The organism is Xanthomonas sp. LMG 12462, assembly GCF_009192885.1.
Classification (GTDB): domain Bacteria; phylum Pseudomonadota; class Gammaproteobacteria; order Xanthomonadales; family Xanthomonadaceae; genus Xanthomonas_A; species Xanthomonas_A sontii.
The window spans coordinates 15,029-38,615 of sequence record NZ_NMPP01000046.1 but is presented as its reverse complement, the minus strand read 5'-3'; the positions used below and the strand labels follow the sequence as shown (position 1 = coordinate 38,615).

The 23,587-nt window shown below is 68.9% G+C and carries 14 protein-coding genes; 1 reads left to right on the top strand and 13 read right to left on the bottom strand.

The annotated features are described in order from the left end of the window. Window positions 1–39: 39 nt before the first annotated feature. A complete protein-coding gene (gene acnB, locus CEK69_RS12380) occupies window positions 40–2,631 on the top strand; it encodes a bifunctional aconitate hydratase 2/2-methylisocitrate dehydratase (RefSeq protein WP_152245898.1) in 2,592 nt (863 codons plus the stop codon). Between the two features lie 132 nt (window positions 2,632–2,763). Here acnB and CEK69_RS12375 read toward each other — a convergent pair whose 3' ends face one another. From CEK69_RS12375 to CEK69_RS12315, 13 genes are all read right to left on the bottom strand, one after another. After that, window positions 2,764–5,361: an EAL domain-containing protein gene (locus tag CEK69_RS12375; protein ID WP_152245896.1), complete on the bottom strand. Its 2,598-nt coding sequence runs from the start codon at window positions 5,359–5,361 to the stop codon at window positions 2,764–2,766. 4 nt (window positions 5,362–5,365) lie between these two features. Beyond that, window positions 5,366–6,439, bottom strand: coding sequence for a chemotaxis response regulator protein-glutamate methylesterase (locus CEK69_RS12370; RefSeq protein WP_043091300.1), 1,074 nt, complete (start codon window positions 6,437–6,439; stop codon window positions 5,366–5,368). Beyond that, a complete protein-coding gene (gene cheD, locus CEK69_RS12365) occupies window positions 6,436–7,038 on the bottom strand; it encodes a chemoreceptor glutamine deamidase CheD (RefSeq protein WP_017908723.1) in 603 nt (200 codons plus the stop codon). Before cheD ends, CEK69_RS12370 begins: the two co-directional genes overlap by 4 nt. Continuing rightward, window positions 7,035–7,901: a CheR family methyltransferase gene (locus CEK69_RS12360; protein ID WP_017908722.1), complete on the bottom strand. Its 867-nt coding sequence runs from the start codon at window positions 7,899–7,901 to the stop codon at window positions 7,035–7,037. The genes cheD and CEK69_RS12360 overlap by 4 nt, the downstream gene beginning before the upstream one ends. Before the next feature lie 97 nt (window positions 7,902–7,998). Then, window positions 7,999–10,224 (bottom strand): methyl-accepting chemotaxis protein, encoded by a 2,226-nt coding sequence (locus tag CEK69_RS12355; protein WP_152245894.1) that lies wholly within the window; start codon window positions 10,222–10,224, stop codon window positions 7,999–8,001. Window positions 10,225–10,585: 361 nt separating this feature from the next. Continuing rightward, a complete protein-coding gene (locus tag CEK69_RS12350) occupies window positions 10,586–12,811 on the bottom strand; it encodes a methyl-accepting chemotaxis protein (protein ID WP_152245892.1) in 2,226 nt (741 codons plus the stop codon). Window positions 12,812–12,980: 169 nt separating this feature from the next. Further along, window positions 12,981–15,365, bottom strand: a complete 2,385-nt coding sequence (locus CEK69_RS12345; RefSeq protein ID WP_152245890.1) for a methyl-accepting chemotaxis protein — start codon at window positions 15,363–15,365, stop codon at window positions 12,981–12,983. Window positions 15,366–15,466: 101 nt separating this feature from the next. Next, window positions 15,467–15,829 carry a hypothetical protein gene (locus CEK69_RS12340; protein WP_017910574.1) on the bottom strand — a complete coding sequence of 121 codons (363 nt, stop codon included), beginning with the start codon at window positions 15,827–15,829 and terminating at the stop codon, window positions 15,467–15,469. A gap of 200 nt (window positions 15,830–16,029) precedes the next feature. Then, window positions 16,030–16,524 (bottom strand): chemotaxis protein CheW, encoded by a 495-nt coding sequence (locus CEK69_RS12335; RefSeq protein ID WP_017910573.1) that lies wholly within the window; start codon window positions 16,522–16,524, stop codon window positions 16,030–16,032. 122 nt (window positions 16,525–16,646) lie between these two features. After that, a complete protein-coding gene (locus CEK69_RS12330; RefSeq protein ID WP_191091374.1) occupies window positions 16,647–17,429 on the bottom strand; it encodes a flagellar brake protein in 783 nt (260 codons plus the stop codon). A gap of 60 nt (window positions 17,430–17,489) precedes the next feature. Beyond that, the gene (locus tag CEK69_RS12325) at window positions 17,490–19,697 is read right to left on the bottom strand and encodes a methyl-accepting chemotaxis protein (protein WP_152245888.1); all 2,208 of its coding nucleotides are present in this window, start codon (window positions 19,695–19,697) and stop codon (window positions 17,490–17,492) included. After that, window positions 19,694–20,128, bottom strand: coding sequence for a hypothetical protein (locus CEK69_RS12320; RefSeq protein WP_226975151.1), 435 nt, complete (start codon window positions 20,126–20,128; stop codon window positions 19,694–19,696). The genes CEK69_RS12325 and CEK69_RS12320 overlap by 4 nt, the downstream gene beginning before the upstream one ends. A 349-nt stretch (window positions 20,129–20,477) precedes the next feature. Then, the gene (locus CEK69_RS12315; RefSeq protein WP_152245884.1) at window positions 20,478–22,976 is read right to left on the bottom strand and encodes a methyl-accepting chemotaxis protein; all 2,499 of its coding nucleotides are present in this window, start codon (window positions 22,974–22,976) and stop codon (window positions 20,478–20,480) included. Between the last annotated feature and the right edge of the window lie 611 nt (window positions 22,977–23,587).

The window sequence follows — 23,587 nt, the reverse complement described above, 5'->3', positions numbered from 1 at the left end:
CTGCCGCACATCCCCACCGTATTTTTCCGGAGAACCCGCATGTTGGAAGCCTATCGCCACCACGTTGCAGAGCGCGCCGCGCTCGGAATCCCGCCGCTGCCGCTGAGCGCGCAGCAGACCGCGCAGGTCATCGAACTGCTGAAGAACCCGCCGGCCGGCGAGGAGCAGTTCCTGGTCGAGCTGCTGAGCCAGCGCGTGCCGGCCGGCGTCGACGACGCCGCCAAGGTCAAGGCCTCGTACCTGGCCGCGGTCGCCTTCGGTAGCGAGAAGACCCCGCTGATCTCGCCCACCCGCGCCACCGAACTGCTGGGCACCATGCTCGGCGGCTACAACATCCATCCGCTGGTCGAGCTGCTGGACAACGCCGAGCTGGGCGCCGTCGCCGCCGAGGGCCTCAAGCACACGCTGCTGATCTTCGACGCCTTCCACGACGTGCAGGAAAAGGCCGAGGCCGGCAATGCGCACGCCAAGGCGGTGCTGCAGAGCTGGGCCGAGGCCGAGTGGTTCACCAGCAAGCCGGAAGTGCCGCAGAGCCTGACCATCACCGTGTTCAAGGTGCCGGGCGAGACCAACACCGACGACCTGTCGCCGGCGCCGGACGCCACCACCCGCCCGGACATCCCGCTGCACGCGCTGGCGATGCTGAAGAACAAGCGCGACGGCGCCCCGTTCGAGCCGGAAGAGGACGGCAAGCGCGGCCCGATCCAGGCCATCGCCGACCTCAAGGCCAAGGGCCACCTGGTCGCCTACGTCGGCGACGTGGTCGGCACCGGTTCCTCGCGCAAGTCGGCGACCAACTCGGTGCTGTGGTGGACCGGCGAGGACATTCCGTACATCCCCAACAAGCGTTTCGGCGGCGTGTGCCTGGGTTCGAAGATCGCGCCGATCTTCTACAACACCATGGAAGACGCCGGCGCGCTGCCGATCGAGCTGGACGTGTCGCAGATGGAGCACGGCGACGTGGTCGAACTGCGTCCGTACGAAGGCAAGGCGCTGAAGAACGGGCAGGTGATCGCCGAGTTCGCGATGAAGTCGGACGTGCTGTTCGACGAAGTGCGTGCCGGCGGCCGTATCCCGCTGATCGTCGGTCGCGGCCTCACCGCCAAGGCGCGCGAGTTCCTGGGCCTGCCGGCCTCGACCCTGTTCCGCCTGCCGATGGACCCGCCGGACACCGGCAAGGGCTTCTCGCTGGCGCAGAAGATGGTCGGCCGCGCCTGCGGGCTGCCGGAAGGCCAGGGCATGCGCCCGGGCACCTACTGCGAACCGAAGATGACCTCGGTCGGCTCGCAGGACACCACCGGCCCGATGACCCGCGACGAGCTGAAGGATCTGGCCTGCCTGGGCTTCTCCGCCGATCTGGTGATGCAGTCGTTCTGCCACACCGCGGCGTATCCGAAGCCGGTGGACGTCAAGACCCACCACACCCTGCCGGAGTTCATCTCCACCCGCGGCGGCGTGTCGCTGCGTCCGGGCGACGGCGTGATCCACAGCTGGCTCAACCGCATGCTGCTGCCCGACACCGTCGGCACCGGCGGCGACTCGCACACCCGCTTCCCGATCGGCATCTCGTTCCCGGCCGGTTCTGGCCTGGTGGCCTTCGCCGCCGCCACCGGCGTCATGCCGCTGGACATGCCCGAGAGCGTGCTGGTGCGCTTCAAGGGGCAGATGCAGCCGGGCGTGACCCTGCGCGATCTGGTCAACGCGATCCCGCTGTACGCGATCAAGCAGGGCCTGCTGACCGTGGCCAAGCAAGGCAAGAAGAACATCTTCTCCGGCCGCATCCTGGAGATCGAAGGCCTGCCGGAGCTGAAGGTGGAGCAGGCGTTCGAACTGTCCGATGCCTCCGCCGAGCGCTCGGCCGCCGGCTGCACGGTGCGCCTGAACAAGGAACCGATCGTCGAGTACCTGACCAGCAACATCACCCTGCTGAAGTGGATGATCGCCGAAGGTTATGCCGACGCGCGTTCGCTGGCGCGGCGGATCAAGAAGATGGAGGAGTGGCTGGCCGACCCGCAGCTGCTCGAGCCCGATGCCGACGCCGAGTACGCGGCGGTGATCGAGATCGACCTGGCCGACATCCACGAGCCGATCGTGGCCTGCCCGAACGACCCGGACGACGTGAAGACCCTGTCCGACGTCGCCGGTGCGGCGATCGACGAAGTGTTCATCGGCTCGTGCATGACCAACATCGGCCACTTCCGTGCCGCGGCCAAGCTGCTGGAAGGCAAGCGCGACATCCCGACCCGCCTGTGGGTCGCGCCGCCGACCAAGATGGACGCCTCGGAGCTGACCAAGGAAGGCCACTACGGCACCTTCGGCGCCGCCGGCGCGCGCATGGAAATGCCGGGCTGCTCGCTGTGCATGGGCAACCAGGCGCAGGCGCGCGAGGGCGCCACGGTGTTCTCGACCTCCACCCGCAACTTCCCCAACCGCCTGGGGCGGAACACCAACGTGTACCTGGGCTCGGCGGAACTGGCGGCGATCTGCTCGCGCCTGGGCCGGATCCCGACCAAGGACGAGTACATGGCCGACGTGGGCGTGATCAAGACCAGTGGCGAACAGATCTATCGCTACATGAACTTCGATCAGATCCAGGACTACCAGGACGTGGCCGCCACGGTCGCGGCCTGATCGCCCCGGCGATGCGCTGACGCGACGTGCCGCCGATGCGGCACGGTCGCAACGAAGAAGCCCGGCACTGCCGGGCTTCTTCGTTGGTGGTGCCTGCGCTGCGTACGACGGCGGGTTCGCCGCTTGCCTGCGCTAGGCCTGTGGTGCGGACGCTCGCCCCTGCAGCCAGTGTTCCAGCGCCGCCGCCGGCAGCGCCGGCGCGAACAGGAAGCCCTGCAGCACGCGGCAGCCCAGCCGCGCCAGGAACGCGCGTTGCGCTTCGGTTTCCACGCCCTCGGCGACCGTGTGCATGCCCAGGGTCTCGCCGATCCGCAGCACCGAGGTGGTCAGCGCCCGCGAGGTCTGGCAGTGCTCCAGGTCGCTGACGAAGCTCATGTCCAGCTTGAGCTCGTTGACCGGCAACTGGTGCAGATGGCTGAGGCTGGAATAGCCGGTGCCGAAGTCGTCCAGCGACAGCAGCACGCCGCTGGCCTGCAATTGGCGCAGGTTGGCCAGCACCGCGTTGGTGTTGGAGAGCATGACGCTCTCGGTCATTTCCAGTGCCAGGTCGGCCGGTTGCAGGCCGGACGCGGCGAGCAGGGCTTCCACCCGCGTGGGCAATTCGGGGTCGGCGAAGTTGTTCGCCGACAGGTTCACCGCCACGCGCGGCACCGCGATGCCGCGCAGACGCCAGTCGGCCATCTGCCGGCAGGCTTCGCGCAAGACCCACTGCCCGAGTTCGTCGATCAGCCCGCATTCTTCGGCCATCGGCACGAACCGCGCCGGCGAGATCGCGCCGAGATTGGGATGTTCCCAGCGCAGCAGCGCCTCCACGCCGTACAGCGCGTGCGGCGCCTGGCTGTCCAGCTGCGGCTGGTAGTGCAGTTGCAGTTTGTCGCGATGCAGGGCGTCGCGCAGCGCGGTCTCCATCGCCACGCGTTCCTGCGCCATGCGGTTCATGTCGGAACTGAAGTAGCACACGCTGTCGCCGCCCTCGCGCTTGGCCCGGAACATGGCCAGGTCGGCATGGCGCAGCAAGGTCTCGATGTCGCGGCCGTCGTCGGGGAACATGGCCACGCCGATGCTGGCGCTGGGGTGCAGGGTCACCTGGCCGACCACCAGCGGCTCGGCCAGCGCCAGCAGCAGGCGTTCGGCGACGCCGGCGGCCTGCTCGACGCTGCAGTTCGGCAGCATCAGGACGAACTCGTCGCCGGCCTGGCGACCGACCAGATCGGTCAGGCCCAGGGTGTCGCCGATGCGCCGGGCGATGTCGCGCAGCAGGCCGTCGCCGGCGGCATGGCCCTGGGTCTCGTTGATGCGCTTGAAGCGGTCGAGGTCCACGAACAGGATCGCCACCGGTGCGCCCTGATGCTCGGCGGCGGCCAGCGCCTGCTCGGCGCGGGCGCTGAACATCACCCGGTTGGGCAGGCCGGTGAGCGAATCGTAGAAGGCGAGCTGGTGCACGCGTGCCCTGGTCTGCTCGCGCTCCAGCGCCAGGGCGCACAGATGCACGCAGAGCTCGATCAGACGCAGGTGCCAGGCCAATGGCTCGCGCACCTGCCGATAGCACAGCGCGAAGCTACCGAGGACGCGACCGCTGCTGGACTTGATCGGGGTGGCCACGCAGGTGCCCAGCTGCACATGCTGCACCAGCCCCATGTAGTCGGCGAACAGCGGGTCGGTGTGCGGGTCGAGGACCAGTACCTGCTTGCCGCGCCAGATCGAGGTGGCGAGGGCGCCGGCACGCGGTCCGGCGCGCATGTTGCTCATGGTCTCGCCGAACCGCGCCGGCATGCTCGGCGCCGCCAGCGGCTGCAGGCAGCCGCTGCCGTCGACACTCACGATCGCGGCCATCAGTTCCGGCGCGATGCGCTCGACCTCCTTGCAGATCAGCGTGGCGACCTCGATCAGCGGCTGTTCGCGGACCAGCGCATCCAGCACGTTCTTGTGCAGCACCTCGTGCATCTTGCTCTGGGTGATGTCGGTGAACGAGAGGATGTAGTGCTGTTGGCTGCCATCCTCGCTGGCGATGGGGGTGGCCACCAGGGTGGCCCACAGCGGGGTGCCGTCCTTGCGGTAGGCGAGGATGTCGGCCTGGTGGCCGAAACCGGCGCGCACGCGCTCGCGGGTGTGCTGCACGGTCTGCATGTCGGTACCGGGGCCGGCCAACACGTTGCTCGGCAGATGCCCCAGCACTTCGCTCTCGGCATAGCCGAACACCTGGCTGAAGCCGGCGTTGACGTAGAGGATGTTCAACTCCGGATCGCAGACGACGATGGCGGCGTCGCTGGAGTCCAGTGCCAGCGACAGCAGCCGCATCCTGGCGTCGCGGGCGCGCTCGGCGCTGATGTCGCGCACGAACAGCACCTGCAATTGGCTGTAGTGCTGCGGTGCCCGCGCCGCGCTCACCGCCAGCCAGCGCGCTGCGCCATCGTAGTCGCGCAACAGCAGCTCGTAGCTGCCGCTGCCGCCGTCGTGCAGGCAATGCGCGATGAAGTCGTCGCGCACGTCGGCATCGGCCAACTCGCCGAGCGGACGCCCCAGCACCTGCGCGCGGGGACGGTTCCACAGCGCCTCGGCGGTGTGGTTGAAGGCAACCACACGCGCCTGCGGATCGACGATCAGCACGCCTTCCGGTGCGTATTGCAGGCAGAGCAGCAGGTCCAGTTCGGAACGGGCCGATGCCACCCGCGCCGCCTCCACGCTGACGTCGCTGGGCACGCTCGACGTTGTGACGCGGCGGCCCGGCATGGTGTCAGCGCGCCTGCACGGACAGCGCGATCAGCCGCTCGGCGATCTTGTCCAGCGGCAAGACCTCCTGCGCCGCGCCCAGGCGGAAGGCGGTGCCGGGCATGCCCCAGACCACGCTGGTGGCCTCGTCCTGGACCAGGGTGCTGGCGCCGGCCTGGAGCATTTCCAGCAGGCCGCGCGCGCCGTCGTCGCCCATGCCGGTGAGGATCGCGCCGATGGCGTTGGCGCCGGCGTTGCGTGCCACCGACTGGAACAGCACGTCCACCGCCGGCTTGTGCCGGTTGACCGGCGGGCCGTCGTCGATCTTGCAGCGCCAGCGCGCACCGTCGCGGATCACCTGCAGGTGCTTGCCGCCGGGCGGCAGGTAGGCGTGGCCGGGCAGGATCGCTTCGCCTTCGCTGGCCTCGCGCACGGCCATGGCCGAGTGCCGGTTGAGGCGGTCGGCGAAGGCGGTGCTGAAGCCGGCCGGCAGGTGCTGGGTCATGACCACCGCAGGCGCGTCGGCCGGCATGCCTTCCAGTACCACGCGCAGCGCTTCGGTGCCGCCGGCGGAGGCGCCGATGGCGATCAGCCGGTCGGTGGTGCGGAACTTCAGCGAGGACACCGCGGCGGGCGTGGCGGTGGCGCCGGCCGGTTTCGGCGCGGCCGGCCGGTCCAGGGCGCGGACCTTGGCCTTGGACGCATTCTTGACCTTGGCGATGATCTCTTCGGCGTACTCCTCCAGCCCGCGGGCCACGTCGAGCTTGGGCTTGGAGACGAAGTCGACCGCGCCCAGCGACAGCGCCTGCAGGGTGGTGTCGGCGCCGCGCTCGGTCAGCGAGGAGATCATCACCACCGGCGTGGGCCGCAGCCGCATCAGGTTTTCCAGGAACGCCAGCCCGTCCATGCGCGGCATTTCCACGTCCAGGGTGATCACGTCCGGATTCAGGCGCTTGATCTTCTCGCGCGCCAGCAGCGGGTCGGCGGCCGAGCCGACCACTTCCACGCCGGGCGCGCCCGACAGGATTTCGGTAAGGATCTGTCGCACGACCGCCGAGTCGTCGACGATCAGCACGCGGCAAGGGGCTTCCAGGCTCATTCGAACAACTCCACGGCACCGGTGACGGGGGCTTTGGCGAGACGGGCGCGCACCGCCGACTCGGCCGCGGCGATTTCGGCTTCCTCGTGCGCGTGCGGCAGGCGCTGCACGACCACGCGGCCGGTAGCGGGGAAGAACCAGATCTTGCGCGGATGGATGCCGCGCAGATCCTCGGCCACCACCGGGATATGTTCGGCCTTGAGGTAGTTCAGCACGAAGTCGGCGTTGCGCGTGCCGACCGGATTGTTGGTGAAGCCCTTGAGCACGTTGCCGCCGCCGAACACCTTGGCTTCCAGGCGGTTGCGGGCGGCGCCGCGCTTGAGCAGGTCGTTGATCAGCACTTCCATCGCGTAGCTGCCGTAGCGGGCCGGCGCGCCGTCGCCGCTCTGGCCGTCGGGCAGCATGAAGTGGTTCATGCCGCCGATCTTCAGCAGCGGGTCGCGGATGCAGGCGGCCACGCACGAGCCCAGGATGGTGGTCAGCGCGGTGTCGTCGTCCACCACCAGGTACTGGGTCGGCAACAGCTTGGCCGCCATCGTCTGGAAGCGCGTGTCGTGATAGCGCATCACCTGGTCCAGGGCCATGGCCGCGGCGCTCATGCGCGATCCTTCTGCGCCCGGCGATACAGCGTGCGGCCGCAGGGCTGGATCAGGTCGGCCGCATGCAGATAGTTCTCCGAATGGCCGGTGTAGAGCATGCCGTCGTCGTCCAGGTGCGGAATCAGCCGCGACAGGATGCCGCGCTGGGTGGGTTTGTCGAAATAGATCATCACGTTGCGGCAGAACAGCGCCAGGTACGGGCCGGCGACGTCGTAGCGCGGTTCCAGCAGGTTGAGCTGGCGGAACTCGAGCAGGTCGCGCAGCGCCGGCAGCACCCGGCAGTGGCCTTCGTTGGCGCCGCTGCCGCGCTGGAAATACTTGCGCTTGAGGGCGGGATCGAGGCTGGCGACGCGTTCCAGCGCGTAGACGCCGCGCGAGGCGGTGGCCAGCACCTGGGTGTCGACGTCGGTGGCCAGGATCCGCACCGGCGGGGTCAGCGTGCCGAACGCCTCGCAGGCGGTGATCGCCAGCGAGTAGGGCTCCTCGCCGGTGGACGAGGCGCAGGACCAGATCTTCAGCGGCGCCGCGCCGGAGTGCTTCTGCAACTCTTCGCGCAGCCGCTCGAAATGGTGCGGCTCGCGGAAGAACGAGGTCAGGTTGGTGGTCAGCGCATTGGTGAACGCCTCCCATTCGTCGCCGCCTTCGCGCTCCAGCCAGTCCAGGTAGTCGCGGAACGAGCGCAGGCCCAGCACGCGCAGGCGCCGCGACAGCCGGCCGTAGACCATGTCGCGCTTGGCCGGGGCCAGGGCGATGCCGGCCTTCTGGTAGATCAGGTCGCAGACCCGCTTGAAATCGCGGTCGCTGAAGTCGAAGTCGCGATTGTCGGAACCGGAGGAGGGCGAAGCGGGAGTCTGGATGGCCATGGTGCGCAGCGATGGTCGGTCAATCGGGTTATCGGCCGGGAACGGACGAAATTGACAGCCGGCAGTCAGGAAAGACCGCCGGCGGTGGCCTGCGGGCTCAGAACTCCTGCCACTGGGCCTCGCTGGCGGCGGGGCTGGCGGGGCGCGGGCGCGCCGCCCCACGGGGCCTGGCGCGGGCCGGGGCCGGCGCGGCTTGCGCAGTCGGCGCGTTGGCGGCCACGCCGTGGTAGGTGTCCAGCTTGAAAGCGGCGATGGCCGCGCCCAACTGGCCGGCCTGTTCCTCCATCGAGCGCGCCGCGGCGGTGGCTTCTTCCACCAGGGCGGCGTTCTGCTGGGTGCTCTCGTCCATCTGCACCACGGTCTGGTTGACCTGCTCGATGCCGGCGGACTGCTCCTGCGAGGCGGCGGCGATCTCGCCCATGATGTCGGTGACGCGGCGCACCGAGGTCACGATCTCGCTCATGGTGCGGCCCGCCTGGTCGACCAGGGCCGAGCCTTCGGCGACGCGGCCCACCGACTCGTCGATCAGCGTCTTGATTTCCTTGGCGGCATTGGCCGAACGCTGGGCGAGGGTGCGCACCTCGGTGGCGACCACGGCGAAGCCACGGCCCTGATCGCCGGCGCGCGCGGCCTCGACGGCCGCGTTCAGTGCCAGGATGTTGGTCTGGAAGGCGATGCCGTCGATCACGCCGATGATGTCGGCGATCTTCTTCGACGAGGCCTCGATCCCGTTCATGGTGGTGACCACGTGGCCGACCACGTCGCCGCCCTGCGAGGCCACCGCGGCGGCGCCGGCCGCAAGCTGGTTGGCCTGGCGTGCGTACTCGGCGTTCTGCTTGACCGTGGAGGTCAGCTCCTCCATCGAGGCGGCGGTGCGCTCCAGGCTGGCCGCCTGCTGTTCGGTGCGGCGCGACAGGTCGCCGTTGCCGCTGGCGATCTCGGTGGAGGCGACATTGATGTTGGCGGCGGCGGCATGGATGCGGCCGACGATCGCCGCCAGCTGCGCGGCGGTGGCGTTGGCGTCGTCGCGCATGCGACCGAACACGCCATGGAACTCGCCGTGCATGCGCGCGGTCAGGTCGCCGGCGGCGATGGCCCGCAGCAGCGTGGACAGCTCGCCCAGGTTGCGGTCGCTGACCTCCATCATCGCGTTGAGATCCTGCACCATCACCCGGAACCCGTACTGGAAGCGTTCCGGGTCGCCGCGCGTGCCGAAGGCGCCGGCCGCGGCCGCCTCCGCCAGCTGCTTGATCTGCTCGCTCATCGCGGTCAGGTTCTGCTTGGCCATGTCCATGGTTTCGGTGAGCACGGCCTTCTCGCCGGGCAGGCGGTCCATGTCCTCGGACAGGTCGCCGATCGCATAGCGCTGGATGATCTGCAGCAGGCGCATCTTCACCGCGATGTGCGAGGCCACCAGTTCGTTGGTGCCCTTGACCATCTGCCCGTACTCGCCGGGGAAGGCGTTCTCGTCCATGCGGTAGCTGATGGTGCCGCACGCGTGCTGCCGGGCCATCTCGTCCTGGGCGCGGATCACGCTGTGGATGCGCGAGCGCATGATCAGCATGTCGTCCATCAGCTCGCCGATCTCGTCCTTGCCGTGCGGATAGGTGGCGCCCTCCAGTTCGCCGCGCGCCACCGCCTGCGACAGGCGCTTGGCCGCGTGCAACTGGCGCGCCATCCCGCGCGCGATCAGCCAGGCGGTGACGCTGGCGAACAGCACGGCCAGCCCGAGCAGCGTCACGATCAGGGTCTTGGTGTTGGCCAGCTGGCTGTCGGCGCGCTCCATCTCCCGGTTCAGTTCGGCGACGTTGTACTGGGTCAGCGCCACGATGCGCTCGAACAGGGTCCGGCGCAGCGTCCGCGACTGGGTGTCGGAGATCTTCTGTGCGCCTGCCACGTCGCCGGCGCGCAGCGCCGCACCCATCTCGGTGTTGGCCTGCAGGTAGGCCTTCAGCGTCTCCTGCACGCCGGCGTACATCTGCATCTGCTTCTGGTCGCGCATCATCGCGGCGATGACCTGCTGGTTCTTCGCCACCTCCGTGCGCACCTTCTGCATGCGCTTGAAGTAATCGGCCTGCGCCTGGGGATCGCCGGCGCGCGACAGTTGCGCCAGTTCGTAGGTACGGAATTCGCCCAGTTGCGCGCGCACCTCGGCCAGTGCCTGGGTCGCCGGCACCCAATCGTGCTGGATGTGCGTGAGCTCGGCGATGGACAGGTTGGTCCGGGAGTAGGTAAAGCCTCCCAGCACGACCGTCAGCAGCGTGGTCACGGCGAAGGCGAAGATCAGCTTGTCGCGGATTTTCAGGTGCGCAAGTACGTTCATGGGCATTCCATGTGCAGCAGCGGTTGAAAAAAGGCAGGGCGGCCGGCGGTCAGCCGGCGGAGACGAAGCGGGGCGAGGGCCGCGCCGCGCCAGTGGCGGCGCGCGCAGGCGGGCGGGAACCCATGCCGAACAGGGGCGCGCGTGCGGCGCCGCGGCGCCGCGACGGCAGGGTGGACGATGGCGGATGTCGGCGGCTGGGCATCACGTGCTCCCTGAACGGTCGCGGTGGTGATCCGGCGATGACGGGCGCGGACCACGAAGCGTGATCCTGATATCGACTAGCGCGGCGATAGCTTGAACCGCGCCGTGGTGCGAATCAGCGTGTCGTGCGTGATTGTTTCTATCGCAACGGTATGGCCGCTCAATCGGCCTCGATGGCCGGGACTGCCGTGCGCACCAGCCGCAGCGGCGCCTGCCGCGCCGCGCCGCGTGCGGGGGCCGCGGGCGTGGGGCCTGCGCCGCCGTTCGCGCCGGCCTGCGCCGGGTCCAGCCGGAACACCGCCGCCGCCTCGCCGAGCCTGCGGCCCTGGTCTTCCAGCGCGCGCGCCGAGGCGCTGGCTTCCTCGACCACGGCGACGTTCTGCTGGATCGCCTGGTCCATCTGCGCCACGGTGCGGCTGACCTGCTCGATGCCCATCGACTGTTCCTGCGAGGCCGCGGCGATCTCGCCGATGATGTCGGTCACCCGCTGCACCGAGGCGACGATCTCCTGCATGGTGCGACCGGCCTGGTCGACCAGGGCCGAACCCTCGCTCACGCGGCCGACCGAGTCGTCGATCAGCGTCTTGATCTCCTTGGCGGCGTTGGCCGAGCGCTGGGCGAGGGTGCGCACCTCGGTGGCGACCACCGCGAAGCCGCGGCCCTGTTCGCCGGCGCGGGCGGCTTCCACCGCGGCATTGAGTGCCAGGATGTTGGTCTGGAAGGCGATGCCGTCGATCACGCCGATGATGTCGGCGATCTTCTTCGACGAGGCCTCGATGCCATTCATGGTGGTGACCACCTGGCCGACCACCTGGCCGCCCTGGGAGGCCACCGCGGCCGCGCCGGTGGCGAGCTGGTTGGCCTGGCGGGCGTGCTCGGCATTCTGCTTGACCGTGGAGGTCAGCTCCTCCATCGAGGCCGCGGTCTCTTCCAGGTTGGCCGCCTGTTGTTCGGTGCGGCGCGACAGGTCGTCGTTGCCGGCGGCCAGTTCGGTGGTGGCGCCGTGGATGCTGCGCGCCGCGGTCTGGATGCGGCCGACGATGTCGGCGAGCTGGTCGGCGGTGGTATTGGCATCCTCGCGCATCCGCGCGAACACGCCGTGGAAGTCGCCGTGCATGCGCGCGCTCAGGTCGCCGGCGGCGATGGCCTGCAGCAGGGTCGACAGCTTGCCCAGGTTGCGGTCGCTGACCTCCATCATCGCGTTGAGGTCCTGCACCATCAGCCGGAAGTCGTGCTGGAACCGCCCGGCGTCGCCGCGCACGCTGAAGTCGCCGGCGGCAGCGGCCGCGGCCAGGCGCTTGATCTCGGTGTTGATCGCCAGCAGGCTGGCCTTGGCCGCGTCCATCGATTCGTGCAGGACCGCGCGGCTGCCGGGCAGGCGGCGCGCGTCGCGATGCAGGTCGCCGTTGGCGTACTCGTTGAGTACCGCGATGGCGTCGACGATCGCGTCCAGGTGCTCGAACATCATGCGGTTGATGCTGGCAGCCAGGTCGCCGTACACACCGGGGAAATCCTCCGGCATGCGGTGGGACATGTCCTTGTCGGCGTGCAGCACCGCCATCTGCGCGGTCTCGCTGGAGAAGCGTTCCAGCATCCGGATCATTTCGCCGGTGGCGCGCAGCATCTCGCCGGTCTCGTCGCGGCCGGGATTGTCGATGCGCACGCTGAGGTCGCCGCGCGACACCGCGCGGATCGCCTCCAGGCTGCGCGATACCGGTCGCAGCACCGAACTGCCGATCAACCAGTTGATGCCGAAGGTGAGCAGCACCAGGATGCCGCCGGCCAGGGTCATCACCCCGGTGAAGACCAGCGCCTGCGCCTGCACGTCGTCCATATACACGCCGGTGCCGATCACCCAGTGCCAGGGCGCGAACGCGGCGTTGTAGGAGATTTTTTCGACCGGCTTGTCGCTGCCGGGCTTAGGCCACAGATAGTCGACGTAGCCGCCGCCGGCCTCGGCTGCCTTCACGAACTCGCGGAAGATCGGCTTGCCGTCGGCGCTGAGCACCTGGCCGATGTCCTTGCCGACCAGGTCGTGGCGGGTGGGGTGCATCAGCATGGTCGGGTGCAGGTCGTGCACGTAGAAGTAGTCCACGCCGTCGCGGGCGCGCATCGATTCCAGGGTGCGCAGGGCGGTGCGCTGCGCCTCGGCCAGCGGCATGCTGCCCTTGTCCACCTCGGCCGCATAGGCGCGCACCACGCCCAGCGCCAGCTCGATCTGGCTCTTCAGTGCCTGCTCGCGCGTGTTGCGGATGTCCAGGTACTGCATGCGCGCGGCAATCACTGCCAGCAGGACGATGCCGGCACCCAGCAACAAGGTCTGCCAGAGGAACTTGCGGCGCAGCGGCAGATCCGAGAGGCGGGTGAGCAACGAGCGAGACGACATCGACCTGATCCTTGGAAAGGTTCCCAAAGGTTTAACGGCTCCGGGAACGGGGAAATTGAGCGTGCGGCGCGACCGATCCGTAGACAATCCTCGCGCTGGCGCGGCGGTCAAAAAAATCCCCGGCGCGAAGGCCGGGGATGGGGGGATGCAGCGACAGGCCGGGCCTGTCTCAGAACTCCTGCCAGTCCGAATCGGCCAGGGCCGGCTCGACCTTGCGGGCACGCACCGCCGCCGGCTTGGCGGCGGCGACGGCCGCAGGCTTCTTCGCCGGCGCTGCCGCCCGCGGCGCGGACACGGCCTGCGGCGCGTGGACCGCGCTGGCCTGCGCCGACTGCTCGACGCGGAAGATCGACACGGCCTCGATCAGCTGGCCGGCCTGCTCTTCCATCGAACGCGCGGCGGCGGTGGCTTCTTCGACCAGCGCGGCGTTCTGCTGGGTGGTCTCGTCCATCTGGGTGACGGTCTGGTTGACCTGCTCGATGCCGGCCGACTGCTCCTGCGAGGCGGCGGCGATCTCGCCCATGATGTCGGTGACGCGTTGCACCGAGGCGACGATTTCGGTCATGGTCTGGCCGGCCTGGCGCACCAGGGTCGAGCCGTTGGCCACCTGGCTCACCGAGGCGTCGATCAGGCCCTTGATCTCCTTGGCGGCGTTGGCCGAGCGCTGAGCGAGGGTGCGCACTTCGCTGGCGACCACCGCGAAGCCGCGGCCCTGTTCGCCGGCACGTGCGGCTTCCACCGCGGCGTTGAGCGCCAGGATGTTGGTCTGGAAGGCGATGCCGTCGATGACGCTGATGATGTCGGCGATCTTCTTCGAGGACGCCTCGATCCCGCTCATGGTCTGCACCACCTGGCCGACCACACTGCCGCCCTGCGAGGCGACCGTGGCGGCGCCGCCGGCCAACTGGTTGGCCTGGCGCGCGTGCTCGGCGTTCTGGCGCACGGTGGAGGTCAGTTCCTCCATCGAGGCGGCGGTCTCTTCCAGATTCGCCGCCTGCTGCTCGGTGCGGCGCGACAGGTCGTCGTTGCCGGCGGCGATCTCGCCGGCGGCGGCATTGATCGCGTTCGCCGCCTGCTGGATGCGGCCGACGATGGCCGCCAGCTGCTCGGCGGTGGCGTTGGCGTCGTCGCGCATGGTCGCGAACACGCCCTGGAAATCGCCATGCATGCGCGCGGTGAGGTCGCCCTGCGACAGCGCGGTCAGCAGCCTGGACACTTGGCCGATGCTGTCGCCGTTGGCCTGCAGCAGGCCATTGAGCTGCTGCGCCAGCTGCAGGAAGAAGCCGTGCTTGCCTTCGATGCCGACGCGCCCGCTGAGGTCGCCCGCGGCGGCCTCGCGCACGATCTTGGCCACTTCCTGCTCGACCTGCGCTTCCAGGGTGCGGTCGCGCGATTCGCAGACAAAGCCGATGTGCGTGCCGTGCTGGTCGCGGATGGCGGTGATGGTCTGGGCGACGCGCGCGTCGACGTAGGCCATCTCGCGTTCCATCACCCCCTTCTTTTCCAGTTCCGCCAGGGTCTTGGGATCGTGCTGGTTGCCGTACTCCAGCACCGTCACCGGCGAGCCGACCAGCGGCAGGCTCGAATCGAAGGCCGGCGCCACCGAGTGGATCTGCTCGGCGTACTTGTCGGTGAGGCCCTGCATCGACGGGTTGGCGTAGACGATGTTGTAGTCCAGGTCGACGATGAACATGCCGGTCGAGGAGTTGTCCAGCGCGGTGCGGATGCGCAGGTTCTCGGCGGCGACCGCGGCGTCGCGCTCGATGCGCCCGCGCAGGTCCTGCTGCATGCGCTTGAGCGCCTGCATCAGCTCGCCGATCTCGTCCTTGCTGTTGGCGTCGATATGTCCGTCGAGCTTGCCGGCGGCGACGTCGCTGGCCACCTTGACCGCATCGCGCACGCTGTTGGCCAGCATCCGCCCGAACAGGAAGGCCAGACCGACCGCTGCGCCAAGGCCGATCAGCAGGCAGATCAGCAGGGTTGCCGAGGCGTTGCGATAGGTGCCGCTGGCGGCGTCTGCCGCGGCCTTGGCCTGGCGATCGTTCTCGGCGATCAGGGCGACGACGTCGTCCACCACCTTGTTGTGCAGGGTGCGGGTCTCGCCGGTGAAGGTATCGATGGCGTCGTCGTGCAGGTCGAGCTGCAGCATTTCGTCGACGGACTGGTAGGAGGCGCTGGCCTTCTTCCAGTCGGCGACCAGACGGTCGTAGATGGTCTTTTCCTGCGGGCTGCCGATCTTGGGCGGATATTGGGCCAGGATCTGGTCCATCTGCTTCTTCAGCGCAACCTTGCGCGCGGCCGATTCCTTCTTCAGCGCATCGCTGCTGCGGATCAGACTCTGGTAGGCGGAATTGCGATATTCGCCGAGGATGCCGCGCATTTCGCCGCCGGTGCGCACGCTCGGCACCACCTGCGACGACACATTCGTGGTCACGCCATCGAGCGAGTTAAGACCGCGGTAGGCGGCCACGCCCTGGATCAGCATCAACGCCAGCACGACGCCGAACGCCAGCATCAGTTTGGGCATCACCTTCAGATCTTTAATCCACTGCATGAGCGCGTTTCCCATAATTCGGAGGGGGACGACAAGGGGCAAAAAAGCAAACGCCGCCGCGCCGGACCGTGTGCACGGGTCCAGCACGGCGGCGCAATGGCTTACTTGATGGTGGCCAGCTTCAGGCTGGACGGCGCGCTGACCTGGATTTCGGCACGCGAGCTGTCCCGCTCGATCTTGCCGATCACGCACACGTCCTTGCCTTCCAGGGTTTCCGGAGCGAAGCCGAACTTGCTGCGGTCGGCGCCGGCGATGCGGGCGGAGAAGGTGTGGCGCGGGAACATGCCGCCCATGTACAGGAAGGTCGGCTCGCCTTCGGAATTCTGCGCGTACTTGGCTTTCTCGACCTTGCCGCAGACCATGCCGTCCTTGCCGACGAAACGGGTGGCCATCTCCGGCGGGATCATCTGCTGGGACTGGGCGAAGGTGCTGGGGCTGGCGGCGAGCAGCAGGACCAGCAGCATGGGAAAGCTCGGTTTCATGGAACGACTCCTTGGGGACGGGGGCTGAAGTGAGGGCCGTGTGATGCCGGCCACTCTTCAGCTATCGGCGTGAAACCGGTTAACTTGATTCGCCCAAGTGATAAACAGTTCGCATTTCAAATAAAAACCCGCCTTGCGGCGGGTTTCGTCTACAGCCGGGCGGCCGCCGCAGCGGCCGGGGGTCAGGCGGCCTCGTCGACGTGGGCGTGCTGCTGGCCGAACTCGGCGCTGTCGAGCAGGGTCTCGATATCCAGCAGGATCAACATCTTGTCGTCCTGGGTGCCGATGCCCGAAATGAAGCGGGTGTCGACCGCGGCGCCGAACTCGGGGGTCGGGCGGATCTGCTCTTCGTTCAGCGGGATCACGTCGGAGACGCTGTCCACCACGATGCCGACCACGCGGTTCTCGACGTTGAGCACGATCATCACGGTGAAGGCGTCGTAGCGCGCTTCCTTCAGGCGCAGCTTCAGGCGCAGGTCGATCACCGGGACGATGGTGCCGCGCAGGTTGATCACGCCCTTGATGTACTCGGGGGCGTCCGGGACCCGGGTGACCGAGTCGTAGCCGCGGATTTCCTGCACCTTGAGGATATCCACGCCGTAGTGTTCTTCGCCGAGGGTGAAGCTGAGGAATTCGCCGCCGGTGGCGTCGGAATTGGAGGTGGTCTTGTCGTTCATCGTGTGCTCCTGGTGCGCACGGGATTGCGGGTGGTGGCGTGGGTGGGAAAGCGCGACTCTGATGCTAGATCGGCGCGGCAACGGCGAACTTTAGACCTGGATCGGCCGGCCGCTTGCGGCGTTCAGGAAAGCACGCCGCTCTTGCGGGCGCTGCGCTGGCGCTCGATGCGGAACACGTAGCGCTGGATCGCCGCGTCGGCACCGCGCGGCAGGTCCTGGAAGCGCATGCCCACGCGCAGGGTGTCCTGGCCGTTGGCGAGCTTGGAGACATACATGTTGCAGACCTGCAGGGTCAGTCGGATGGCGTCGGCATCGGGCAGCTGCAGCACGCAGTTCGGATAGCTCTGCTGCAGCTGCGGCATCGGCTGGCCCTGTACCAGCGCCACCGCCAGGCCGCCGCCGCTGATGTCCACCACGCGCAGTTTCAGTTCGACCTGGCCGGCATCGTCGTCGATGCGCAGCACGCACAACGGCGAATCGGTGATCGGGGTCTCCAGGCGGAAATGCTCGCGCCGCTGCAGGTAGTAGAGCGATTCCGGCAGCGGCGCGCGCAGGCCCGGCTGGCCGTTGTCGTCGGTGCGCTGCGGGCTTTCGATGCGGAAACGCACCCGCACCTTGTCCAGCTGGGCGAAGCACAGCAGGTACTCGGCCTGCTCGGCGGCGCGGTTGGAGGCCTCGTTGACGCTCAGGTCCAGCAGCACGCTGTCCTCGTCCAGGTCCAGCAACGCGGTCGAGAAGGCCTGGTCGCGACCGCCCACGTGCGCGCTGACCTGCGAACGCTGCTGGATCAGCGACTGCAGCAACTGGCGGATCTGCCGGGGCTTGGTCAGCAGGAAACGGTCGTCCTCCACTTCTTCGTCCGGCGAAGTCGGGACAGGGGAGTCGCTGGGAGTGCCTTCGGCCATGGTGGAGAGTGGGTACTGGAGGTGGGTGGGGCGGCACCGCGTCGGGCCGCCCCACGCATGCTATCGGCTGAGCTGGACTTTTTTGTAGACCGGCTGCACGTTGCCGCCAGTGGCGACCGCGTTCGACGGCGGGCGCTGCTCCAGGGTGAAGGATGCCACGGCCCGTGCCAGTTCGCCCGCCTCGTGTTCCATCGACCGGGCGCTGGCGCTGGCTTCCTCGACCAGGGCGGCATTCTGCTGGGTCGCCTCGTCCATCTGCACGACGGTCTGGTTGACCTGCTCGATGCCGGCCGACTGTTCCTGCGAGGCCGAGGCGATGTCGCGCATGATGTCGGTGACGCGCTGGACCGAGGTCACGATGTCCTGCATGGTGCGGCCGGCCTGGTCGACCAGGGCCGAGCCTTCGGCCACACGGGTCACCGAATCGTCGATCAGGCCCTTGATCTCCTTGGCGGCGTTGGACGAACGCTGCGCCAGCACGCGCACCTCGCTGGCGACCACGGCGAAGCCACGGCCCTGCTCGCCGGCACGCGCGGCCTCGACCGCGGCGTTGAGCGCCAGGATGTTGGTCTGGAAGGCGATGCCGTCGATCACGCTGATGATGTCGGCGATCTTCTTCGACGAGGCTTCGATGCCGCTCATCGTGGTGACCACCTTGCCGACCACGCTGCCGCCCTGCGAGGCGACCGCCGCGGCGCCGACCGCCAACTGGTTGGCCTGGTGCGCATGCTCGGCGTTCTGCTTCACGGTGGAGGTCAGCTCCTCCATCGAGGCGGCGGTTTCCTCCAGGCTGGCGGCCTGCTGTTCGGTGCGGCGCGACAGGTCGTCGTTGCCGGCGGCGATCTCGCCGGCGGCGGTGTTGATCGCGTCCGAGGCGCCCTGGATCTGCCGCACGATCGCCGACAGCTGCTCGGCGGTGGCGTTGGCATCGTCCTTCATGTTCGCGTACACGCCCAGCAGGTCGGCGTCGATGCGCCGCGACAGGTCGCCCTCGGCCAGCGCGCGCAGCATCTGCTGGATGTGGCCCAGGCCGGAGGCGCTGGCGGCGAGCATGGCGTTGATCTGCTCGCCCAACTGCAGCAGGAAGCCGTGCTTGTCGTCCAGGCGGATGCGTCCGCCGAGGTCGCCGGCGACCGCGCCACGCACGATGCCGGCGATCTCCTCTTCCACCGCCACTTCGTCGGTGCGGTCGGCCCATTCCACCACGAAGCCGAGGCGGTTGCCGGTCGCGTCGGTCACCGGATTGACGATCAGACGCATGGTGTGGCCGCCGACGCGGATCTGCGCGCGGTGCGTGCCGGTCAGCTCGGCGAGCATGCGCGCCTGGTGTTCGGGATGGCGGTGGAACACGTCGATGGTCTTGCCCAGCAATGCGCTGGCATCGAACTGCGGCAGGTCGCGGCGCAGGTCTTCCTGCACCTCGCTGAGCATCTGCAGCAGCGGGCGGTTGACGTAGACGATGCGGCGGTCGGCATCGGCGATCATGACGTTGGTGGTGACATCGTCCAGCGCGCTGCGGATGCGCTGGGTCTCGCGCTGGGCCTCGCTGTCCTGCTCGCGGCTGCGCAGCAGCTGCGCGTTGGCGGCCACCAGGGTGTGGGCGATGGAGCCTTCCGGCAGGTCCAGCTCGCGGATCGCGGCCGACAGCGGCTGTTGCTGGGCGATGGCGCGCGCGGCCTGGGCCAGGGCGTGCGGGTCGTGGCCCACGTCCAGCAGTTGCCGGCGCATCTGCACCGCCATCGGCACCAGGATCGCCGCTTCCACCGCCACGTACAGCGCATGGATCGCCAGGATGCCGATCCCGGCCTCGGCGGTGAACGCCCGCACCGGCAGGCCGCGGTGCTGCAGCCAGAAGAACAGCACGTGATGCACGGCGATCGCGGCGGCCGCGACCATGATCGGCCGCCAGTCGCGGTAGTACAGCAGCAGCGCGATCAGCAGGATGACGCCGAAGTGCACTTCGATCATGCCGCCGGCCTGCTGGATCAGCGCCGCGGCCAGCACCATCAGGCCCAAGGCCACGGTGCAGCGGCTCAGCAGGCTGCCCGGATGCAGCTTCACCTGCAGGGCGATGACGGCCAGGGTCGGCAGGCTGACCGCCAGCCACGGCGTCCACGCGCCCTGATGCCAGGCGGCGGCCAGGCTGGCGAGGGTGGCCAGGACCGCGACGACCACGAACAGCCGGTCGGCCTGCGCCGCCAGTTTCTGCAGGTAGACGTAGCGCTCGTTGCCGACGAGAAAGCTGCCTTGGGTAGGCGAGGCGCTCATGAGAGGGATTCCTTGGAGTCGGTGGGACATCCGCACTGGGCGGGAGAGATCAGCGGCGAAGCGCCGCCGGTGGCGAGCAGCCGCGGCAGCAGCGACGCGGCGGCGATGGACGTGCCGCATCCGGCCAGCTGTGCCGGGCCGGCATAGATCAGGCGGGACTGCGCATCGAGGACGATCAGCGCATAGGGCAGGGACGGCGGCGCCAGCCGGGCGCGCAGGTCCACGCTGCGCATCCCTGGGAGTGCGAGCGCCGCAGGCGCGGCGCACTCGCAGCCGGCCACGCGCAGGCGGAACGCCACGGGCTGCCCGTCGGCAGCGTCGATGGCGGGCGCAAAGGCCAGCAGGCGCGCGCGAATGGCCTCGGCGCTGTCGGCCGGCGGCGGGCTGGCGAGCGCTACCAGTCGGCTTGCCGCCCAGATGCTCCAGAGCACCAGCAGCAACAGCCCCCATGGCAGGCGGGTGAAACCTCCCCAACGGGGCGTCGTGGTGGATAGTGCCTGCATTGGAAACCGGCCAGCGCGACGCCGGCACTCACCGGCTGTTCACGTTATCGACAGCACCTGTCGATCCTTAAGGTCGTATTCATCACATTTCACGCCGTGGTAACGACGCTGGTGTGGGGTTTTCGAAAAAAGGCTGTCGCGCAGGCCTGGAAACGCAATCGGCCGCGGAGGCGTTCCGCGGCCGATCGGCATATTGGGTTGTGGTTCCGGCGGCGCGGTGTGCGCCGGCCGGGGCGTGACAGGCCGAGCCTGGGTGGCGCGATCCGCGCGCCTGGACTCAGGCGGCCGCGTGTGTCGGCCTGCGCGCGGCCGGTACCGCCGGCGCACGCACCGAGGATGCCGCCGCCTGCACCTTGAACACCGCCACGGCCTGCCGCAGGTGGCCGGCCTGCTCCTCCATCGAACGCGCGGCGGCCGTGGCTTCCTCCACCAGCGCAGCGTTCTGCTGGGTGCTCTCGTCCATCTGCGTGACGGTGCGGTTGACCTGCTCGATGCCGGACGACTGCTCCTGCGAGGCGACCGCGATCTCGCCCATGATGTCGGTGACGTGCTGCACCGAGGTCACAATCTCCTGCATGGTGGTGCCGGCGCGCTCGACCAGGGCCGAGCCTTCGGCGACGCGGCCGACCGACTCGTCGATCAGCGTCTTGATCTCCTTGGCAGCGTTGGCCGAGCGCTGGGCGAGGGTGCGCACTTCGGTGGCCACCACGGCGAAACCGCGGCCCTGCTCGCCGGCACGCGCCGCTTCCACCGCGGCGTTGAGCGCCAGGATGTTGGTCTGGAAGGCGATGCCGTCGATCACCGAAATGATGTCGCCGATCTTCTTCGAGGACGCTTCGATGCCGCTCATGGTCTGCACGACCTGGCCGACCACGTCGCCGCCCTGCGAGGCGACCGAGGCCGCGCCTGCGGCCAGTTGGTTGGCCTGGCGCGCACGTTCGGCGTTCTGCTTGACCGTGGAGGTCAGCTCTTCCATCGACGCGGCGGTTTCTTCCAGGCTGGCGGCCTGTTGTTCGGTGCGGCGCGACAGATCGTCGTTGCCGGTGGCGATCTCGCTGGCGGCGGCGTTGATGCTGACCGCGGCAGTCTGGATGCGCGCGACGATGGCCGCCAGTTGTTCGGTGGTGGCGTTGGCGTCGTCGCGCATGGTCGCGAACACGCCCTGGAAGTCGCCGTGCATGCGCGCGGTCAGGTCGCCGGCGGCGATCGACTGCAGCAGCGCGGACAATGCCTGCAGGTTGCCGTCGGCGGTGGCCATCAGCTGGTTGAGGCTGTCGACCATCAGGCGGAAGTCGTACTGGAAGCGTTCGGCGTCGCCACGCACGCTGAAGTCGCCGGCGGCCGCCGCACCGGCCAGGTGCTTGATCTCGGTGTTCATCGCGGTCAGGTTGCGCTTGACCGTGTCCATCGTCTCGCTGAGGCGGGCTTTCTCGCCGGGCAGGCGGTCCATGTCCTCGGACAGGTCGCCGATGGCATAGCGGCCCATGATCTGCGCCAGGCGCTCGGTCACCGCGATGTGCGCGGCGGCCAGGGCATTGCTGTCGCGGACCATGCGCCCGTAGTCGCCGGGGAAGCTGCTCTCGTCCATGCGATAGCTGGTCTGGCCCCCATCGTGGCGCCGCGCCATCTCGGTCTGGGCGGCCAGCACCTCGCGCAACTGCTGCTGCATGCGTTGCATGTCGGCCAGCAGCCGACCGCTTTCGTCGCGGCTGGGCACCACGATGCGGGCGTCGAGGCGGCCCTCGGCGATGTCGGCGGCAACGCCGGCGGCGCGGCGCACGTTGCGGGTCAGGGTGATCAGGGTGTGCGCGCAGATCGCCGCGATCAGCAGCGTCAGCACGCCGAGCCCGGCCACCGCGGTCCACATCGCCTGCAGCGAGGCGTCCAGATGACGCTGCGACTGGCGCTGCAGCGCCTGCAACGCGGTGGCGCTCAGCCCGTGCAAGGCCTCGTCCCAGCCATGCAGGGCCGCGTTCCAGCGCTGATCGGCATCGGCGCTGCGGCCGTCCAGGGCCTGCGCCAGTTGCGGCAGGGCGCGATCGGCGACGGCGGCTTCGGCGGCGACGGATTGGGACAGGGCCGGATCCGGCTGTTCGAGCAGGCCCAACGCCTTCTTCAGCTCATGCCGCAGGCGGCCCTGATCGCGGGCCAGTTCGGCGATCTGCGCGCGCAGGACCGGGGTGTCGGCGCCGGCCTGCGAGGGGTCGCGCATCGCGTCCAGCCGGGTCAGGGTCTGGCTGGTCGCCGGGGCGTAGATCAGGCTGCTGACCACCAGGTGGTAGCTTTCCACGTAAGGCGTATAGACCAGCTGGCTGTCGTCGCGCAGGGCGTCCAGCGCGTCGTCGGCCTGATCGGCGACCGCCGCGAAGTCGCTGCGCCTGGTCTGCAGGGTCCGCTGCAATTGCGCCAGCGCCGCCGTGCTGCGCTCGAAGCCGGGCAGGGCGGGCACGGTTTGCTGCAGTTCGCGCAGCGCCCGGTCCGCGGTGTCGCGCGCCTGCGCCGTGTCGGCGACGGCGCCGACCTGTTCTTCCTGCAGCGCTGCCAGCAGCGTCAACATCTGCCGCAGTGGCGCATAGCTGCGCAACTCGGCGCGGCTGACCTCCACGCCGTCGTTGAGCGTGCGGGTGTACAGCAGCAGCGGAATGGCCAGGCCGATCAGGGCCAGGACCCCGATCAGGCTGAGTTTGCGCGCGATGGGGAGGTCGTGCCAGATCCGCAGGCGGGAGCGGCGTTCGGAGGCGGGCGGAGCGGCGTGGTTCGCGGAGTGCGACGTCATTGCGCGGGTCTCTGGGGAAAAGCGAAAGAAGGCAGGCGCTCGCGAGCAAGCGCATGCGGTGGGAATGCAAGGGGGGGCGGACAGCGATCGAACTTCGCCGGGCGAAGACGCGCGCATGCGAGGGGATCGCCAGCACTCCGCCGAATCGGGCAGATCTTTAGCGGCGGCTTGAGACAAAGATTGAATCTGTGATCTCGGCGGAGTTATGCGGCCATCAGGGTTGTGGCGCCCATGTGAGGAAAGGAGTGGGCAGGACATACGCGCTGCGGCGCGCTACGGATGCAGCGCCGATGCAGGAGCTGCGCGATCTGCAAACGGCCGCACGATTCCGGGATGTGCAGGCCTGTCGAGAAGGCTGCGGGAACCGCGGTGACCGGCGCGTGTTGGCATGTCCTCGCTCGGTCCATTCGCCGATGGACGTGCCGCGCCGCCGTCGCTGGTGTCGCCTGCAGCGGGCGTGATCCGGCCGTGCCGGGCCGGCATCGAGGTCGGGCGAGGCAGGGGCGGTCGGGCGCTGGCGCGCCGTGGCAGGCACGCGATGGTGGCGAGGAGGCGCAGGGCGATGGCCGATGGCGGCGCGTGTCGAGCGCGCGTCGGGACAGCCGGCGTTC

Excerpts from the sequence above, each read along its gene's own strand:
- CEK69_RS12375 (WP_152245896.1), bottom strand. The coding sequence starts at position 5,361 with ATGCCGGGCCGCCGCGTCACAACGTCGAGCGTGCCCAGCGACGTCAGC.
- CEK69_RS12350 (WP_152245892.1), bottom strand. The coding sequence starts at position 12,811 with ATGTCGTCTCGCTCGTTGCTCACCCGCCTCTCGGATCTGCCGCTGCGC.
- CEK69_RS12360 (WP_017908722.1), bottom strand. The coding sequence starts at position 7,901 with ATGGCCATCCAGACTCCCGCTTCGCCCTCCTCCGGTTCCGACAATCGC.
- CEK69_RS12370 (WP_043091300.1), bottom strand. The coding sequence starts at position 6,439 with ATGAGCCTGGAAGCCCCTTGCCGCGTGCTGATCGTCGACGACTCGGCG.
- CEK69_RS12335 (WP_017910573.1), bottom strand. The coding sequence starts at position 16,524 with ATGAACGACAAGACCACCTCCAATTCCGACGCCACCGGCGGCGAATTC.
- CEK69_RS12355 (WP_152245894.1), bottom strand. The coding sequence starts at position 10,224 with ATGAACGTACTTGCGCACCTGAAAATCCGCGACAAGCTGATCTTCGCC.
- CEK69_RS12325 (WP_152245888.1), bottom strand. The coding sequence starts at position 19,697 with ATGAGCGCCTCGCCTACCCAAGGCAGCTTTCTCGTCGGCAACGAGCGC.
- cheD (WP_017908723.1), bottom strand. The coding sequence starts at position 7,038 with ATGAGCGCCGCGGCCATGGCCCTGGACCAGGTGATGCGCTATCACGAC.
- CEK69_RS12315 (WP_152245884.1), bottom strand. The coding sequence starts at position 22,976 with ATGACGTCGCACTCCGCGAACCACGCCGCTCCGCCCGCCTCCGAACGC.
- acnB (WP_152245898.1), top strand. The coding sequence starts at position 40 with ATGTTGGAAGCCTATCGCCACCACGTTGCAGAGCGCGCCGCGCTCGGA.
- CEK69_RS12330 (WP_191091374.1), bottom strand. The coding sequence starts at position 17,429 with ATGGCCGAAGGCACTCCCAGCGACTCCCCTGTCCCGACTTCGCCGGAC.
- CEK69_RS12340 (WP_017910574.1), bottom strand. The coding sequence starts at position 15,829 with ATGCTGCTGGTCCTGCTGCTCGCCGCCAGCCCCAGCACCTTCGCCCAG.
- CEK69_RS12345 (WP_152245890.1), bottom strand. The coding sequence starts at position 15,365 with ATGCAGTGGATTAAAGATCTGAAGGTGATGCCCAAACTGATGCTGGCG.